11 protein-coding genes are annotated in these 16,395 nt (G+C 79.9%); 5 read left to right on the top strand and 6 right to left on the bottom strand.

Annotation, left to right across the window (positions count from 1 at the left end):
• The first annotated feature begins 221 nt into the window (after positions 1-221).
• The 3 genes from OSB71_RS07605 (at position 222) to OSB71_RS07595 (ending at position 3,987) form a co-directional block, all read left to right on the top strand.
• The gene (locus OSB71_RS07605) at positions 222-494 is read left to right on the top strand and encodes a DUF2530 domain-containing protein (RefSeq protein ID WP_265945637.1); all 273 of its coding nucleotides are present in this window, start codon (positions 222-224) and stop codon (positions 492-494) included.
• Positions 495-745: 251 nt separating this feature from the next.
• Positions 746-1,696 (top strand): aromatase/cyclase, encoded by a 951-nt coding sequence (locus OSB71_RS07600; RefSeq protein WP_265945635.1) that lies wholly within the window; start codon positions 746-748, stop codon positions 1,694-1,696.
• A gap of 86 nt (positions 1,697-1,782) precedes the next feature.
• Positions 1,783-3,987 carry a condensation domain-containing protein gene (locus OSB71_RS07595; protein ID WP_265945633.1) on the top strand — a complete coding sequence of 735 codons (2,205 nt, stop codon included), beginning with the start codon at positions 1,783-1,785 and terminating at the stop codon, positions 3,985-3,987.
• Positions 3,988-4,020: 33 nt separating this feature from the next.
• Here OSB71_RS07595 and OSB71_RS07590 read toward each other — a convergent pair whose 3' ends face one another.
• Positions 4,021-6,963 (bottom strand): helix-turn-helix transcriptional regulator, encoded by a 2,943-nt coding sequence (locus OSB71_RS07590; protein ID WP_265945630.1) that lies wholly within the window; start codon positions 6,961-6,963, stop codon positions 4,021-4,023.
• A 121-nt stretch (positions 6,964-7,084) separates the two neighbouring features.
• On the bottom strand, positions 7,085-7,363 hold the full coding sequence (locus OSB71_RS07585; protein ID WP_265946063.1) for a PqqD family peptide modification chaperone: 279 nt from the start codon (positions 7,361-7,363) through the stop codon (positions 7,085-7,087).
• 876 nt (positions 7,364-8,239) lie between these two features.
• On the opposite strand from OSB71_RS07585, the gene OSB71_RS07580 reads away from it, so the two are divergent.
• Together OSB71_RS07580 and OSB71_RS07575 are read left to right on the top strand one after the other, a co-directional pair.
• Positions 8,240-9,934 carry an acyl-CoA carboxylase subunit beta gene (locus tag OSB71_RS07580; protein ID WP_265945627.1) on the top strand — a complete coding sequence of 565 codons (1,695 nt, stop codon included), beginning with the start codon at positions 8,240-8,242 and terminating at the stop codon, positions 9,932-9,934.
• Positions 9,931-10,137 carry an acyl-CoA carboxylase epsilon subunit gene (locus tag OSB71_RS07575; protein WP_265945625.1) on the top strand — a complete coding sequence of 69 codons (207 nt, stop codon included), beginning with the start codon at positions 9,931-9,933 and terminating at the stop codon, positions 10,135-10,137. The genes OSB71_RS07580 and OSB71_RS07575 overlap by 4 nt, the downstream gene beginning before the upstream one ends.
• 115 nt (positions 10,138-10,252) lie before the next feature.
• Here OSB71_RS07575 and OSB71_RS07570 read toward each other — a convergent pair whose 3' ends face one another.
• The 4 genes from OSB71_RS07570 to OSB71_RS07555 all read right to left on the bottom strand — a co-directional run.
• On the bottom strand, positions 10,253-11,239 hold the full coding sequence (locus tag OSB71_RS07570) for an AfsR/SARP family transcriptional regulator (protein WP_265945623.1): 987 nt from the start codon (positions 11,237-11,239) through the stop codon (positions 10,253-10,255).
• Positions 11,236-12,057 (bottom strand): thioesterase II family protein, encoded by an 822-nt coding sequence (locus OSB71_RS07565; protein WP_265945620.1) that lies wholly within the window; start codon positions 12,055-12,057, stop codon positions 11,236-11,238. Before OSB71_RS07565 ends, OSB71_RS07570 begins: the two co-directional genes overlap by 4 nt.
• Before the next feature lie 159 nt (positions 12,058-12,216).
• Positions 12,217-15,324: a helix-turn-helix transcriptional regulator gene (locus tag OSB71_RS07560; RefSeq protein ID WP_265945618.1), complete on the bottom strand. Its 3,108-nt coding sequence runs from the start codon at positions 15,322-15,324 to the stop codon at positions 12,217-12,219.
• Between the two features lie 194 nt (positions 15,325-15,518).
• Positions 15,519-16,395 (bottom strand): phosphopantetheine-binding protein (locus OSB71_RS07555; RefSeq protein WP_265945616.1); only part of this gene is annotated, 877 nt, incomplete at its 5' end.

The following is a 16,395-nucleotide window of genomic DNA, read 5'->3' as shown; positions in this document are numbered from 1 at the left end:
CGCCCGTCCCGGCTGGGCCCTCCCGTCCCGGCTGGGCCCTCCCGTCCCGGCTGGGCCCGCCCGTCCCGGTCGTGCCCGCCCGTGCGGGCACGGCCGGGCTCCCACGCCACCGGGGCGGGTGGCCTCTCGCGGCCGTTGGACGGACGGGCCCGGAGCCCCGGGCCGGGGCGCGGATAGGCTGGGGCGAGAGCTGCGGGCGGTACGGAAGGACGCGGTGGGCGATGCGGTTGGGTCGGTGGTTGGACGGGCGGCACGAGGCGCCGGAGCCGCTGGAGGGGAACGTGGTGCGGACGGTCGTCGTCGGCACGGCGGTGTGGTTCGCCCTCTTCGTCGCCCAGGTGCCCTTCTACTCCTGGTACGCCGACCGGGGTCACGCGTGGTGGATCTGGACGTGCCTGGCCGGGGGCGGCCTGGGTCTCGTCGGGGTGTGGTACGTCCGCGCCCGGGAGGCCGCCATCCGCCGGGCCGCGCGGAAGCCCGACGCCGAGGGGTGAGCCGCGCCGGGCGCGGACGTCCGCCGCTGACGCCCGGGGGCGCGTCCGCGGGGCGGGCCGGTGCCGCGGGCGCGCGCCGGTGCGCGCCCGCGCGGCACGTGGACACCGGCGGGCGCGCGCCGGCCGGCCGTTCCGCCGCCCACGGCGCGTGCCCGCCGCACCCCGCCGACGCCCGCCCGGGCGGGCGCTCTTGAGCGGTTCTCAAGCGGCGCCTTACAGAATCCGGACGGGGAGGGAAAGAAAGGGTGTGGGTGGCGGTGACGGTGGGCCGGTTGCACAGCACGGGGAACGCGGTGGACGTGGCCGCTCCCGCCGGGGTGGTCTTCGCGGTGCTCGCGGACACCCCGCAGTGGCCGCTGTTCGTGCCCTCGGCGGTGCACACCGAGCGGTTGGAGTTCGACGGGGCCACCGAGCGCTCGCTGGTGTGGGTCCTGGTCGACGGGGCCCTCACCTCCTGGGTCGCGCACCGCAGGCTGGACGCGGCGGGCCTGCGCGTCGACTTCCGCCACGAGCCGTCCGAGGGGCCCGTCGGCGTCCTGCGCGGCACCTGGACCGTCGAACCGCTCGGCCCCGGGCACAGCCGCGCCACGCTGACCTGCGACTTCACGGTGGCCGACGGCCACGCGGCCGACACCGCCCGGGTCCGGCGGGCCACCGGCGCGCACGCGCGGGAGGTGCTGGCGGGCGTGCGGGACGCCGCCGAGCGCTGGCCCCGGCTGGACGACCTGCTGCTCAGCTTCGAGGACACCGCGCGCTTCCCGGGCCCGCCCGAGGCCGTCTACGACGTCCTCTACCGCCTCTCCGACTGGCCCGCCCTGCTGCCGGACGTCGCGCGGATCGACGTCACCGAGCGGCGCCCCGGCGTGCAGGTGCTGCGCGCCGGGTTCCTGGCGGCCGACGGCTCCCGGCACACCGCCGAGGGCGCCCAGGTGTGCTTCCCGCACGCGGGCCGCCTGGTGTGGAAGCACACCCTGGCCGGCGGGCCCGTCGCCGCGCACACCGGGGAGTGGACCGTCGTGCCCGACGGCGGGGCGGTCACCGTCGTGGGCCGGCACCGGGTGCTCCTGAGCGGCGGGGGCGACCTCGGCGGGGGCGACCTCGGCGGGGCGCGCGAGCACGTCCGCGACACGCTGCGCCGCCGGGCGCTGGCCGTGCTCGACGCCGCCGGGACGCGCGCCCGCTCCGCTCACCGGTCCGGGTGAGCGCGTCAGCGGTGTGTCAACGCCGCGTGGCCCCCCGGTGCACACTCGTCCTCCGTGCCACCGAGCGCTGAGAATGGGGGGAGCGCATGCCCGGCAGGATGACGGTGGTCATCGCGCCCGGAGCGCGGCCCGAACTCGACCTGCGCGGGTCGCTGGACCGGCGGTCCCTCGCCGCCGCCCTGGCCGCCTGGGCGCACGGGGCGGCGGGAGCGGGCCCCGGCGAGCCGGACCTGCTGCGCCACTCGCCGACGCGCCACACGCTGCGGCTGACCCCGCACTCGCCCCGGGCCGGGGCCCTCGCGGACCTGCTCACCGGGTCCCCTGGGCGGGCCGCCCGCAGCGGAGGTCACCCGCCCGCCGCCGGCTCCCGGTCGGGGCCGGGGACGGCACCGACCGCCGAGGAGGCCGCACTGCCCGCCAGCGATGTCCCCGGTCCCCCCGCCGCACCGGCGCCCGCCCCGCCCGCCTCCGCTCACCAGCGCGAGGTGCTGCTCGACGCCCTGACCGCCCCGCCCGGCACGGACCCGCACGTGGGCCAGCTCCACTGGCTCTGGCACGGGCCGCTGGACGTGGCGCGGTTCCGCGCGGCCTGGCAGGCCGTCGCCCGCCGCGAGGCCGTGCTGCGCGCCGCGTTCGCGCCCCCGGCGACACCCGGCGCGGGGCCGCTGGTGCGCGTCCACGCCGAGGCGGCGGTGGAGGTCGCGCACCGGCGCGGCGACACCGCCGCACCGGACGCCGCGCTGGCCCGGGAGCGGCTGCGCCCCTTCGAGCCGCTGCGCCCCGGGCCGCTGCGGGTGGCCCTCGTCACCGAGGCCGACGGCACCGGCGGCGCCCCGGCGGCGACCCGCGTCGTCCTCACCTACCACCACGCCCTGCTGGACGCCGTCAGCGTGCGCCTGCTCCAGCGCGCCTTCTACCGCGCCTACGCGGCCGGGGGCACGCTGCCCGGCGGGGAGCGCCGCCCCGACGTGCGCGACCACCTCGACTGGCTGGCCGGGCAGGACCCGGCCGCCGCGCGGGCGCTGTGGACCACGGCGGCGCCGCCCGCCGACGCGCTCACGCTGCCCGCCGCACCCGGTGGCCGCCCGGGTCCGCCGGGGCACGGGCGCACCAGCCGGGCGCTGACCCGGTACGAGGCCGCGCGGCTGCGGAACTGGGCGGCCCGGCGCGGCATCTCCGAGAGCACCGCGCTGCACGCGGCCTGGGCCCTGCTGCTCTACCGGGCCGCCGGGAACCCGGCCCCCTCCGGAGGCGGAGACCGCTCCGGAGCCGTCCGGACGGTGGCGTTCGCCCGGGCCACCTCGGGCCGCGGCGTGCTGCTGGAGGGCGCGGCCCTGCTGCCCGGCCCGCTGGGCGACGCGCTCCCCCTGCACGTCGCGGTGGACCCGGCCGCGCCCGTCGCGCGCCTGCTGGCCGACCTCGGCGCGCGCGACCTGGAGGTGAGCGGCTACGAGTGGGTGTCCGCCGGGCAGGCGCACGCCTGGAGCGCCGCCCCGCCCGGGCCGCCGGAGGGGCCGGCCGGGCCGCCCGGTGTGCCGCCCGCCGGGCCGCCGGCCGTGCAGAGCGTGCTGGCCTTCGCGTCACCGCGGCACGCCGCCTCGCCCGGCCTGGACCCGCTGTACGAGGAACTGGCCGAGCAGGGCGTGCGGGTGACCTGGCCGGAGACCGTCGACGCCGCCACCGCGCTGCCGCTGTCCCTGACCGCCCGGCACGACGAGGGCGGCGGGCTGGTGCTGACCGGCGTGTACGACCGGTCCCGCTTCGCCGAGCGGGACGCCGCCAGGGCGGTCGCCCTGACCACCCTGCTGCTGCGGGAACTGCCGCTGGTGGTGGGCGAGTCGACGACCGTCGCCCAGGCCCTGGAGCTGCTGGGCGAGTCGGCCGTGCCGCGGGCGCACCGGCCGGAGCGCCGGGCACCGGTCGTCCTGCGGGCGGCGGCGCGGCCCGGTGCGGGGACGGTCGTGCTCGTGCCGCCGCCGGACGCCGACCCCGCCTGCTACGCCCCGCTGGCCGCCGCGTACCCCGGGCCGCGGGCGCTGCTGGCCGTGCCCGCCCCGGCGGACGTCGCCGCCTGCCTGGCCGTGCTGCGGCCCGCGCTGGCCGCGGGGGAGCCGCTGCTGCTGGGGTGCCACTCCGGCGGCGGCGCCGTCGCCTACGCGGCGGCCCAGCGCGTCGCCGCGCACGGCTGGCGTCCGCCCCCGGTCGCGCTGGGCGGCGCGGCCGACGGCACGGACGCCTCGGCCCGCGCCCTGGCCCGGGCGCTGCGGGACGCCGACCGCCGGGCGGAGTGACCCGCGGGCGCCGGGCCGCGTCCCGGCGCCCGGTCAGGTGGGGGTGCGGTGCGGCTGGCGCAGGTCCAGCGGCAGGTCGCCGCGGCGGCTGATGCGCAGCTTGCGGTAGACCCGGGTCAGGTGCTGCTCGACGGTGCTCACGGTGAGGAACAGCTTCGCGGAGATCTCCCGGTTGGTCAGTCCCTGCGCCGCGAGCGTGGCCACGCGCTGCTCGGACGTGCTCAGCTTCGGACCCGGTGCCGGTGCTGACCGCGCGGTGTCGGTGGTCGCGGGCCCGGCGGGTTCAGCGGGCCCGGCGGGTTGAGTGGTCGCCGGGGCGGTGCCGCGGGCCGGGCGGGCGCCGTCCGGGGCCGTCCGGGCCGCCGGGGTGCCGCCCGCAAGGGCGCCCGGAGCGCCGCCCGGGGCCGTCCGGGTGGCGTCGGGGGCGGTGCACGGAGTGGGCGCGGTGCGGGGCGCGGGGTGCGGGGGAGCGGCGGTGCGGGGCGCGGCGGTGCGGGGGGCGGCGGTGCGGGGGGCGGTGAGCGGGGCGGCGGGCAGGATCTCGCGGCACAGCGCGCTCGCCCCGGCGTCCCGGGCCAGGTTCCACGCCGTGCGCACCATCGCGCCGCCCTTGGCGGCGGCGCCGTCCGCCTGGAGCGCCCGGCCGAGGTCGGCCATGGCGCGGGCGGCGGCCACCCGGTCGCCGGAGCGGTGCAGCGCGTCCACGGCCTGGTGCAGCGTGGCGGTGCGCTGCCGCGCGTCGCCGGCCAGCGCCCGCACGCGCAGCGCCTGGCCGCGCGCCCACGGGCGCCGTCCGTCGGGCAGGTCCAGTTGCCGTGCGGCCAGGTGCGCGGCCTGCCGCCGCTCGCCCAGCCGCAGCAGCGCCTCCGCGGCGTCCGTGCGCCAGGGCAGGTACGCCGGCCGGTCCACGCCCCACTCGGCCATGAGCCGGCCGGCCTCGGTGAAGTCCGCGAGTGCCGACCGGGGCTGGTGGAGCGCCAGGTGGTGGAGTCCGCGGGCGCGCAGGTACGCGAGCGCGGGCAGGCCGGGCGGCAGGCGGCGCACCGGCCGGGCGGCCAGGGCGGCGGCCTCGGCGTACCGGCCGAGGTCCGCGCAGGCGTGGACCAGGGCGGCCGTCGCGGCGCAGCGCAGCCCGTCCGGCGCGCCCGTCCCCTCCGGTGGGGCGGGCAGGGCGGCGAGGGCGGCCGTGGCCTGTTCGTGGGCGCCGCGCGGGTCGCCGAGCCGCAGCAGCGCCTCGGCGTGCAGCGTCCCGAACAGCGCGCTCCACCCCGGGGCGTGCGCCCGGTCGGCCTCGTCGCGCAGGTGGCGGCTCCACGGCACGGCGCGGTCCGGGCACCCGGAGCCGGTCAGCCCGCGCACGGCCTGGGCCAGCGGCGCCAGGGTGGCGTCGGTCAGCGCGGTGGAGTCCAGCAGGCGCTCGGCGGCCTCCGGGTCGGTGTCGAGGAGCGGGTCGAGGGCGGCGGACGGGTCCGGGTGGACGGCGTCGCCGGACGCGGGCGGCGCGGCGGGCGCGGTGACCTCGACGGCGTCCGGGACGCGGCCGTGGGCGAGCAGCAGCGCCGCCAGCGGCGTGCGCTGCCCCGCCGGGACCCGCCCGGCGCGGGCCGCGCGGCACAGGGCGTCGAGCCGGCGGTCGGCGGCGGCGGGGTCGCAGCGGGTGGCGAGGGCCGCCCCGCGCAGGGCCAGCGCGGCGTGGGCGTCACCACCCGCTGCGGCCCCGGCGCGGGCCAGGAGCTCGCGGGCCGGGCCCGGCTCGCCCCGGCCGAGCAGGGCTTCGGCGGCGTCGTACAGCACCTCGGCGTCGGCGGCCGCTGCGGCGGCGTCGGCGGGGTCAGCGGCGGGGTCGGCCCCGGCGGCGGGTCCGGCCGGGGCGGCGAGCAGGTGGGCGGCGGCGTCGGCGGCGGGCGCGCCGTCGGCGAGCAGGGTGCGGGCGGCCTGGCGGTGCAGCAGGGCGCGCACGTCCGCGCCGGTGTCGCGCAGCACGGCGGCGCGCGCGGCCGGGTGGCGGAAGGCGGCGCCCGCCAGCACGCCGGCGTCGGTCAGCGCGGTCAGGGCCCGGGCGGTGGTGGCGGCGTCCACGCCGAGGCGGGCGGTGACGCGCGGGTCCGTGCCGGGCGCGCCCAGGACGGCGACGGCCCGGGCCACCGCCCGGGCGGGCGCGCCCGCGCGGCGCAGGCAGGCGGCCACGGCCTGGGCGAACGGGCCGTCGGGGTCGGCCTCTTCGGCGGCCGGGCCGAGGCCCAGCCGCCGTTCCTCGGCGAGCGCCCGCAGCAGCAGGGGGCTGCCGCCGCTGAGCCGGTGCAGCGCGGCGGTGTCCGCGGGGGCGGGGACCGCCGGGCCGTCCGGGTCGGCGAGCGCGCCCTCCGGGTCCGCGAGCGCGGCGGCCGTCTCGGCCGGGGTGAGCGGGGCGAGGCGCACGCGGCGGAAGTGCGGACGGCGGGCCAGTTCGGCGACGTGGGCCAGGTCGCCGCGCGTCCCCGGCTCCAGGCGGTGGCCGGGTGGCGGCGCGGAGAGGACGAGCAGGAGCGGGGCCGTGCGGGCGTGCCGGGCCAGGTGGCACAGGGCGTGCAGCGACTCGGCGTCGGCGTGCTCCAGGTCGTCCGCGCACCACACGACGGGACGCCCGGCGCCGCCCGCGTGCAGCCACGCGCCCAGGGCGGCCAGGTCCGCGGCCGGTCCGGGCGGCGCCGGAGGGCCCGCCGGGGGCGCGAGCGCGGGCGCGGCGTCCGGCAGGGCGTGCGTGAGCTGGCGCAGGACGCCCAGCGGACGGTGGCGCTCGGCCGGTGTGGCGACCGCGGTGCGCACGGTGGCACCGGCCGCGGCGGCGCGCTCGGCCACGGCGTCCAGCAGCGTGCTGCGCCCGGAGCCGGTGGCGCCCTCCACCAGCAGGACGCCGGAGCCGCCCGCCAGGCAGCGCGCCAGCGCCGTGTCGACGGCGTGCGCGGCCGCCGCCCGACCGGTCCGTGTGGTTCCCATACTCGCCCCCGTGGTCGTAGGCCACCCCTGTTTCCCGCGACCAGGGTGACGCCTCACCCCTACACAAGCGGTCGAGCCGGGGCGGAAGCCGGCCGGGGGCCGGGTGCGGGCGGCGGCCGTCTCAGGGGGCGGGGCGGGCGCACATCAGGCCGGCGTCGCGCATCTCCTCGATCCAGATCTCCAGGTCGGCGCGCGCGTTCTCCGGCGCGGTCCGCCAGATTTCCGCGAGCGAGGACGCCGCCGCCTCCGCGTCGCCGTCGTGCCGCAGCAGCGCGATCCACATGGCCGTGCCCACGGGGCCGCACCAGTAGCGGCCGGAGAATCCGGGAAAGGCGGCCGACTCCGCCAGGAGTTCCAGGCAGCCGTCGGCGTCGACGGAAGCGACGCACACACCGGGCATCGGTTGGACCCGCACAGACACCTCCAGTGCCGCCTGGCCGGAGACACTTTCGTCAGCGTCGCCTCGCGCGAACCGGTCGAGGAATGCCGACGCTAGGCCGGAATGCGCGGGAAATCCACGGCGTCGGGGGAACTGAGGGGTTGCCGGCCGCGGAACCCCTAGTCAGCGCGGGCGCGGTGGGCGGGAATCGCGGGTGGCGGACGGGGGATAGGGGCTCGCGTGCGGCGGCCGGGCGGGCCGGGAACGGAAATGCCGCCGGGTGCCCGGGGCGGTTACCGGACGGCGGCGGCGCGCTCGGCGGGGCGCGCGGTATTCGGTGGAACCGGCGGTTCCGGGCGGGTTCCGGCTCAGGGAAGCCGGACGGACCGGAGTGGTGCGGGGAATGGGGCGGGGAGCCCTTGGCGCGGCGGCCCGCGGCCGGGCGGAACGGAAAACAGGCACCCCGTGCGGTTTTCGCCGTGGGGAAATCGGCGGGGCCCTGGCCGAATTCCGCCGACGCGGCCGGAAAACGGCGGGTGGCGGAAGGTCCCGCGCTTTCCCCGCACCGCCGCCGAAAGCGCCCGGGGACGCCCCTGGGGCCTTCCCCGCGCCATCGCACCAGGGCGGCGGCGGGCCCCGCCCGGCCCCGTCGGCGCCCGTCGGACTCCACCGGGACGCGAGCGGATCTCCACCCGGTCTTGAGCGGCCCTTGAGCACCGGAGGCGCGCCGCACCGCCGTGCGGGGCGCGGCGCGGCCCGCACGGCGGTGCGGGTGGTGGCCCCAGCGGCTCCGTAGCCGCTCCCGTGCCCGGTCCGAGCGCGGCTTGAGCCGCCCGGCCGAAGCTGGGACGCCGCGACACCGGCCGCGTCCGGTGCCTTCGGCTCGAAGGGGACGAGATGAGCATCGTTGAGGACAGACCGCTGGAGAGCGGCCCCGCGGCGCGCCCCGGGCGGACCCCCGCCACGGAGGGCCCCGGCGCCCCGCCCGGCGACGGCGGCTCCGGGGCGGCCCCCGCGCCCGCCGGGAAGCCCGCGCCCGCCGGGACCCTGCGCGAGCGGACCGCCGAGCTGGCCGCCCTGCGCGCCCGGGCGGCCGAGGGACCCGGCGCCCGCGCCACCGAGGCGCAGCACGCCAAGGGCAAGCTCACCGCCCGCGAACGCCTGGACCTGCTCTTCGACGACGGCACCTTCCAGGAGGTGGAGGGCCTGCGGCGGCACCGGGCCACCGGCTTCGGGCTGGAGGCCAGGCGCCCGCACACCGACGGCGTCGTCACCGGCTGGGGCCGCGTGCACGGCCGGACGGTCTTCGCCTACGCGCACGACTTCCGCATCTTCGGCGGCGCGCTCGGCGAGGCCCACGCCGAGAAGATCCACAAGCTGATGGACCTCGCCGAGTCCGCCGGGGCACCGCTCGTCGGCCTGTGCGACGGGGCGGGCGCGCGCATCCAGGAGGGCGTCACGGCGCTGGCCGGGTACGGCGGCATCTTCCAGCGCAACGTGCGCAACTCCGGGGTCATCCCGCAGATCTCCGTCGTCCTGGGGCCGTGCGCGGGCGGCGCCGCCTACTCGCCCGCGCTCACCGACTTCGTGTTCATGGTGCGCGGCACCTCCCAGATGTTCGTCACCGGTCCCGACGTCGTGCAGGCCGTCACCGGCGAGGCCGTCAGCATGGAGCACCTCGGCGGCGCCGACAGCCACGCCGCCGCCTCCGGGGTGGCCGCCTTCGCCTACGACGACGAGGCCGCCTGCCTGGAGGACGTGCGGCACCTGCTGTCGCTGCTGCCCGCCAACAACCGCGAACTGGCCCCGGCCGGCGACCTCACGGACCCGGTCGACCGGCGCTGCGAGGCGCTGCTGGACCTGGTGCCGGGCGAGCCCCACCGCTCCTACGACGTGCGCGAGGTCATCGAGGAGATCGTCGACCACGGCGACTTCTTCGAGGTGCACGAGCGGTGGGCGCCCAACGTGGTGTGCGCGTTGGCCCGGCTGGGCGGGCACGTCGTCGGCCTGGTCGCCAACCAGCCCGCGCACCTGGCCGGCGTGCTGGACATCCAGGCGTCGCAGAAGGCCGCGCGGTTCGTGCAGTTCTGCGACGCCTTCAGCATCCCGCTGGTCACGCTCGTCGACGTGCCCGGCTTCCTGCCCGGCGTCGGCCAGGAGCACCACGGCGTCATCCGGCACGGCGCGAAGCTGCTGTACGCCTACTGCAACGCCACGGTGCCGCGCGTCTCGCTCGTGCTGCGCAAGGCCTACGGCGGCGCCTACATCGTGATGGACTCCCGCTCGATCGGCGCCGACGTCGCGCTGGCCTGGCCGTCCAACGAGATCGCGGTGATGGGTGCGGAGGGTGCGGCGAACGTCATCTTCCGGCGCGAGATCGCCGCCTCCGACCAGCCCGAGGAGACCCGCGCGCAGAAGATCAAGGAGTACCGGGCCGAGCTGATGCACCCCTACTACGCGGCCGAGCGCGGCCTGGTCGACGACGTCATCGACCCGGCCGAGACGCGCGCCCGCCTCGCCGCCACGCTGGAGATGCTGCGCGCCAAACACGCGGCGCGCCCCAGCCGCAAGCACGGGAACCTGCCGCTGTGAGCGGGCGGGAGGCGCTGGCGGCCGCCTCGATCCGGGTCACGCGCGGCAACCCCACGGCCGAGGAGGTGGCCGCCCTCGCGGCGCTGCTGTGCGGGCTGGGCGCGGCCGCCGCACCCGGCGCACGCCCTCCGGCCCCCCGGCCGCGCCCGGTGCGCCACCCGGCCCCGGCGGCGTTCACCCCGCCGGGCGCCTGGGCCCGCTGACGCCGCGCGCGCCGGTCCGCGCCCGCCGGTGCCCGCGTGCACCTGCCTGCCTCTGCCTGTTCTCGCCCGCCTGCCCGCCCGCCCGCGTCCGTCGAGTGGGCGGGCAGGCAGGTGATCAGGCCATCGGGCGGGCCGGGGCCACCGCACGGGCGCGGGCCGCGGCGGCCAGTTCGTCGCACCGCCGGCGCAGCCTGGCCTGCTCGCGCGTGAGCTCCTCCACCCGCTGCCGCAGCCGGACGAGTTCGCTGCCCAGGTCGAGCAGGGCCGCGCCGGAGAACCCGTCGGGCGGCGGCGCGGACGCGCGGGGCGGGGGCGGCGGCGGGAGCAGCGGCGGCGGGGAGCGGGAGGGCAGGCGGCGCAGGAGGCCGTCCCGCCGCGCGCGCAGCTCCCGGCCCGGCTCCGTGCCGAGCTGGTGCGCCATCCGACGCCGGGCCCGCTCGTAGACGCTGAGCGCCTCGGCCGGCCGCCCGGCGCCGTCCAGCGCGCGGATCAGCAGCGCGTAGAAGCTCTCCCGCAGCGGGTGCTCGTCGGTGAGCCGCTCCAGCTCCGCCGCCACCGCCTCGGGCCGCCCCGAGCGCAGCAGCGCCGCGTAGAGCGACTCCAGGGCGGTGAGCCGGCGCTCCTCCAGCCGTTCCGCCTCCGCCTCGCCCAGCGGCCCGCACCGGCAGTCCTGGAGCGCCGGTCCGCGCCACAGCGCCAGGGCCCGGCGCAGCAGCCGCACGGCCCGCTCCGGGTCGGCGGCGGCCGCGGCCCGGCCCTCGTCGGACAGGCGCTGGAAGGTCCGCGCGTCGGTGCTCGCCGAGCCCAGGCGCAGGACGTAGCCCAGCGGCTCGGTGCCGATCCAGCCGGGCCCGCCCGCGCGGTCGAGGCCGTCCAGCAGGCGGCGCAGCCGCGCCACGTGGGCCTGGACGGCGTTCGCCGACCGCAGCGGCTGGTCCTCGCCCCACAGCTCGTCCGCGAGCCGGTCCACCGTCACCGGCCGGCCCGCCTCCGCCGCGAGCACCGCGAGCAGCGTGCGCTGCTTGACGCCCGGCGGGGTGACGCGGCGGCCCGTCCCCGCGTCGTACACCTCCACCGGGCCCAGGATGCGGAACTGGGTCACCGGACGCCCGCCCGCTCGCCGGGGCGGTGCAGCGCCGCGCGCACGTCGGCGACGATGTGCGCGGTCAGCGGGGCCGGATCGGCCAGGAAGAAGAAGTGACCGCCGGGGAACCGCCGCACGCCGAGGAACCGCTCGCTGGAGTCGGCCCAGCGCTCCAGCGGCCCGGCGGGCACGGTGGTGTCCTCCTCCCCGTGGAAGACCGACAGCGGCACCGGCAGGGCCGTGGGCCGCGCGGGCGGCCGCCACCGCCGCACCAGGGCGACGTCCGCGCGGATGACCGGGGCGAAGACGCGCCACAGCTCCGGGTCGTCCAGGATCTTCGCCGGGGTGCCGCCCAGCTCGGCCAGGCGGCGGCGCAGCTCGCTGTCGGACGGCTCGCTGTCGGACGGCTCGCCGCCGGACGGCTCGCCGGGGCCGCCGCGCCGCGGGGCGCCGCAGCCGGAGAGCCCCAGCCACACCGGCGGCCTGCGGCCCTCGGCCACCAGGCGCCGGGTGAACTCGAAGGCGATGAGCGAGCCCATGCTGTGGCCGAAGAACGCGAACGGCGGCTCCCGCGGGCCCAGCGGCAGGTCGCGCAGCAGGCGGTCGACGACCACCGCCGCGTCCGAGGCGGGCGGCTCACCCGCCAGCAGGCCGTGCCCGGGGTAGTCGACCGGCCGCACCCGCCACCGCGCGGGGAAGCGGGCCGGCCACTCCTTGAACGTCAGCCGGGAGCCGCCCGCGTGCGGGAAGACGAACAGGCGCAGCGGCCCGCCCGGCGCGGCGTCCGGACCGGACGCCGGGTCCGGGGTGACGGGCGGTGCCGGGCACGGTTCCATGGCGACTCCCCTTCGGCCGGGACCAGGTGACGCCTCGCGGCGCCCTCACTCCTGCGACGCTAACGGCCGGTGCCGGACGCGGGCCTGATCCATGAGCCCGCTTCGAGCGGCCGTACCGGCGTTTCTCAAGCGGCCCCGGCGACGCCGCCCGGTGCCCGGTCACGGGGCCAGCAGCCGGGTCGGCAGGGCCCGCCGGGTGCTGACGCCCAGCTTGCGGTAGACCCGGGTGAGGTGCTGCTCGACGGTGCTCACGGTGATGAAGAGCTGCCGGCTGATGTCGCGGTTGCTGTAGCCCCGGGCGGCCAGCAGCGCCACCCGGCTCTCGGCGTCGCTGAGCAGCGGCTGCCCGGCCCCCCGCTCGGCCCCCTGCCCCGGCACCTCGGCGAGCGCGCCCCCCGCGGGCTCGGCCGAGACCGCGAGCGGCGCCGTGCCGAAGCCGGTGCCGGCACCGGCGCCCGCGTGGGAGCCGACGCCCGTGCCGGTGCCGGCGCCGAGGGCGGGGCCGGTCCCGGCACCGGTGCCGGTGCCGACGTCGGCGTCCGGGCCGGAGCCGTGCGCGGCCGTCCGCCCGGCCGCGGCCGGGACCGGGGCGGGCGGCTCGGCCCTGACCGGTCCGCGCGCCGCCCCCGGGGCCACCGGGGCGGGCACCAACCGGCACAGCTTGCGCTCCTGCGTCGCGCGCCAGGCCACCGCGCGCGCCTCCTCCAGCTCGCCCACGCCCCGGCAGGCCACGCTCAGGTCGGTGAGCGAGCGCGACAGCTCCAGCCGGTCCCCGGCGGCCTCCAGCGCGCTCACCGACTTGCGCAGCAGCCCGGGCCGCTGCGTCAGGTCGCTCACCGCCGCCAGCAGCCGCAGCGACACGCCCTGGGTGCGCAGGCTGACGCCCCGGGCCTGGGCGAGCTGCTGGCGCACCAGGTCGCGCACCAGCACCGTGCGGCCCAGCCGCAGGTCGGCCTCGGCCAGCCCGTTGCGCCACGGCACGAACTCGGCGCTGTCCAGCCGGGCCTCCTCGGCCAGCCGCCCGCAGGTCTGGAAGTCCCTGACGGCCGCCAGCACCCGGTCGGAGGCGAGCTGGAACTGGCCGCGGGCGTACAGGCAGCGCAGGCCCCAGGCCGTGGACAGGCCCGGCTCGCGGCCCGAGGCCAGCGGGCGCAGCGCCTCCTCGGCGCCGGTCAGGTCCCCGGCGGCCGTCAGCGCCGAGGCCAGCGTGCCCAGCGGGTACCAGCGCAGCACCCCCCACCCGCCGGGCGGCAGCAGCGCCAGCGCGGACCGCGCCCCGTCCGCCGCCGCGCCCAGCTCGCCGTGGCGCAGCGCGACGTCCGCCCGCACCGCCCCCAGCACGGCCTGCCACACCGGGGCGCGCCGCCGGACCGCCTCCCGGTACAGCCGCTCCGCGCGCTCCCGCGCCCGCTGCGCCTGGTTGCCGCGGACGAGGGTGAGCAGCGCCGCCAGCACCACCTCCAGCAGCGTGTCCTCCAGCCGGCAGCTCTCCACGATGTGCTCGGCGCTGGGCACCGCCAGTTTGGCGTTGGCCCCGGCGCTGCTCTCGGCCACCGTGCGCACCGCCCGGACCCAGGGGTCCTCCCGGTCCGGGTCCGCGCCGCCCGGGGGGCGCGTGTCGCGCGGTGACCCGGCGCCGCCGTGGAACCAGCGCTCGGCGAGCAGCAGTTCGGCCTCCGCGTACCGGTCGCGGCACGCCTCGTCGACGGCGGCCAGCTCCGCGTACCGGGCGCGGGCGCGGTGGGCGGTGTCCTCGTCGCCCTGCCACAGCGCCTGCCTGAGCAGCGCCAGCGCGGTGCGCGCGGCCTCGGGGGCGCGGGCGGGCGAGGCAGCGGTGGGGCCGGTGTGCCGGGTGGGGCCGGTGGCGGGGGGCGGGGCGCCGGTGGCCAGCTCCGCTCGGTCGGGCGCCAGCAGGCGGTCGGCCCTGGCCGGGTCCGCCCGCCACACCGCGCGCGCCAGCTCGCGGCGCACGGCGTCGGCCTCGGCGGGGTCCGCGCAGGCGTCCAGCGCGGTCTCCAGACACTCCGTCACGGCGGCGGTGTCGTCCTGCGCGGCGGCGCGGGCGGCGGCCGCCCGCAGCACCCCGGTGACCCACGCCCCGGCCGGGCCCGCGTCCCGGCCCGCGACGAGCTGGCGCGCCACGGCCTCCGGGGCGCAGCCGCGCTGGTGCAGCAGCTCCGCCGCCGCCGCGTGCAGCCGGGCCCGCGCCCCGGGCGCCAGGGTGCCCAGCACGGCCCGCTCCGCCAGCGGGTGCCGGAACCGGGCGCCGTCCAGCACCCCGGCGGCCGCCAGGGCGTCCACCACGCGCCGCACCGCGTCCTCGGGCAGCGACACCAGCGCGCCGACGACGCCGGGGGAGGCCGCGTCGCCACCGAGCACCGCGAGCCCCTGGGCCACCGTCAGCAGCGCGGCGTCCCAGCGGTAGAGGCAGTTCAGCACCGCCTGCCCGTAGGCGGGCCCGGGCAGGGGCGCGCCGGGCGGGAGCGTGCGGCTGTCCTCCAGCAGCCCGTGCACGAGCAGCGGGTTGCCGCCGCCCAGCCGCACGAGCGCGGCGTGCCGCGCCGCGCCCGGGGCCTCGCCGGCGACCCCGTCCGCCGCCTTCGGCGCCGCGCCGGGACCGGGTGCCGCTCCGGGGTCGCCGGGGGCGGTCGCGGCGTGGGCGGCGGCGAGCTCCGCGACGGCCGCCTCCGTCAGCGGCGCCAACCGCAGCCGCCGGTGCGGGTGCTGGGTGATCTCGGCGTGGAAGCGGGTCATCGCCGGGTGCGGCCAGCTCCACTCGGTCAGCACGACCATCACCCGCGCCGACGCGATCCGCCGACGCAGGCGCAGCAGCAGCCGCAGCGACAGCGGGTCCACGAACTGCACGTCGTCCACGCTCACCACCAGCGGCCGCGCCCTGGCCAGCTCCAGCAGTTCCACGCACAGCGCGTGCACCACCCGCGAGGCGTCGGCGTGCTCGGGGTCGGCCGGGGCGTCCGCCAGCAGCGCGCCGACGCGCTCGGCCACCCCGGGCGGCAGGTCCGGGTTGCGGAAGAGCTGATCGAGCACCGCGCACCCGGCGGGGAAGTCCGCCGCGTCCCGCGTGCCGGTCGCCGACAGGTGCAGCGCGCCGCTGTCCTTCACCCGCCGGGCGAACGCGTGCAGCAGGTGCGTCTTGCCGCTCGCCAGCCCGCCCGAGACCAGCGCGAGCTGGCCGACCCCGTCCGCGCAGGCGGCGAGCTGCGCCACCAGACCGTCCAACCCCTCACGGCAGTCGCGTTCCACCACGCCCCCTGACCTCTTCGCCGACGGGAATACTCCTGGCCACCTACAGGCTCGTGACCCCGCCTACAGGGCGGCTGGAGCGGCGACGGAAGCGGCCGGACCCGGCCCCGGGACCGGCCGCGTCCGCCGCGCCGCGGGCACGGGCGCCGGGCCCCGACGCACAGCCGTGCGCGCCGGGGCCGGGGGCCGTCGTACGGCTAGCGGCCCATCTCGCGGTCGATGAAGCTGAGCAGCTCGTCGTCCGAGGCGGAGCCCAGCGTCCCGAGGACCCCGCCGTCGTCCGCGGCGCGCTCCTGCTCCTCGCCCTGCCACTTCGTCAGGAACGCCTGGAGCCGGACGGCCACCCGGGTCCGCGTCAGCGCGTCCGGCTCCGCGGTGCCGAGCGACGCCTCCAGGCGGTCCAGCTCCCTGAGCAGCCCCTCGCCGCTGGCCGCCGCGTCCTGGAACAGCCGTCGGCGCAGCAGTCCGGCCGCGGCCACCGCGTTCGGGTAGTCGAAGACGAACCCGGCCGGCAGCGGCAGCCCGGTGTGCCGGGTCAGCCGGTTCCGCAGCTCCACCGCCATCAGCGAGTCGAAGCCCAGCTCGCGGAACGCCTGTTCGCGCTCGACGTCCTCGGCCGACGCGAGGCCCAGCACGGCCGCCGCCTGCTCGCGCACCAACGCCACCAGCCCGGCCTCCCGCCCGGCCTCGCCCAGCGCACCCAGCCGCTCCCGCAGCGCCGTCGAGGCGTCCGCGTCCTCGGCCTGTTCCGCCTGGGCCCGTGCCGCGCGGCGCGCCACCTCCGGCACGTCCGCCAGCAGCGGGCTGGGCCGCAGCGCGGTGAACGCGGTCGCGAACCGGTCCCAGTCCACGGCGCAGACCGTCAGCGTCGCCGCGTCGCCCGCGACCGCCCGCGCGAGGCAGTCCAGCGCCGGCTGCGCCGCCATCGGCGTCAGGCCGCGACGGCGCAGCCCGGCCTCCTCGTCCGCGGCGCCCGGGCCCGCGGGCGCCGCCGGAGTGGGGGCCGCGTCGTGCGGCGTGTCCCCGTCGGCCCACGGGCCCCAGGCGAGGGAGACGGCCACCCGTCCCCGGGCG

Source organism: Streptomyces marinisediminis, assembly GCF_026262575.1.
GTDB classification, from domain to species: Bacteria; Actinomycetota; Actinomycetes; order Streptomycetales; family Streptomycetaceae; genus Streptomyces; species Streptomyces marinisediminis.
Note: the sequence above shows the minus strand (reverse complement) of the source record. Positions and strands in the feature narration are given on the sequence as shown.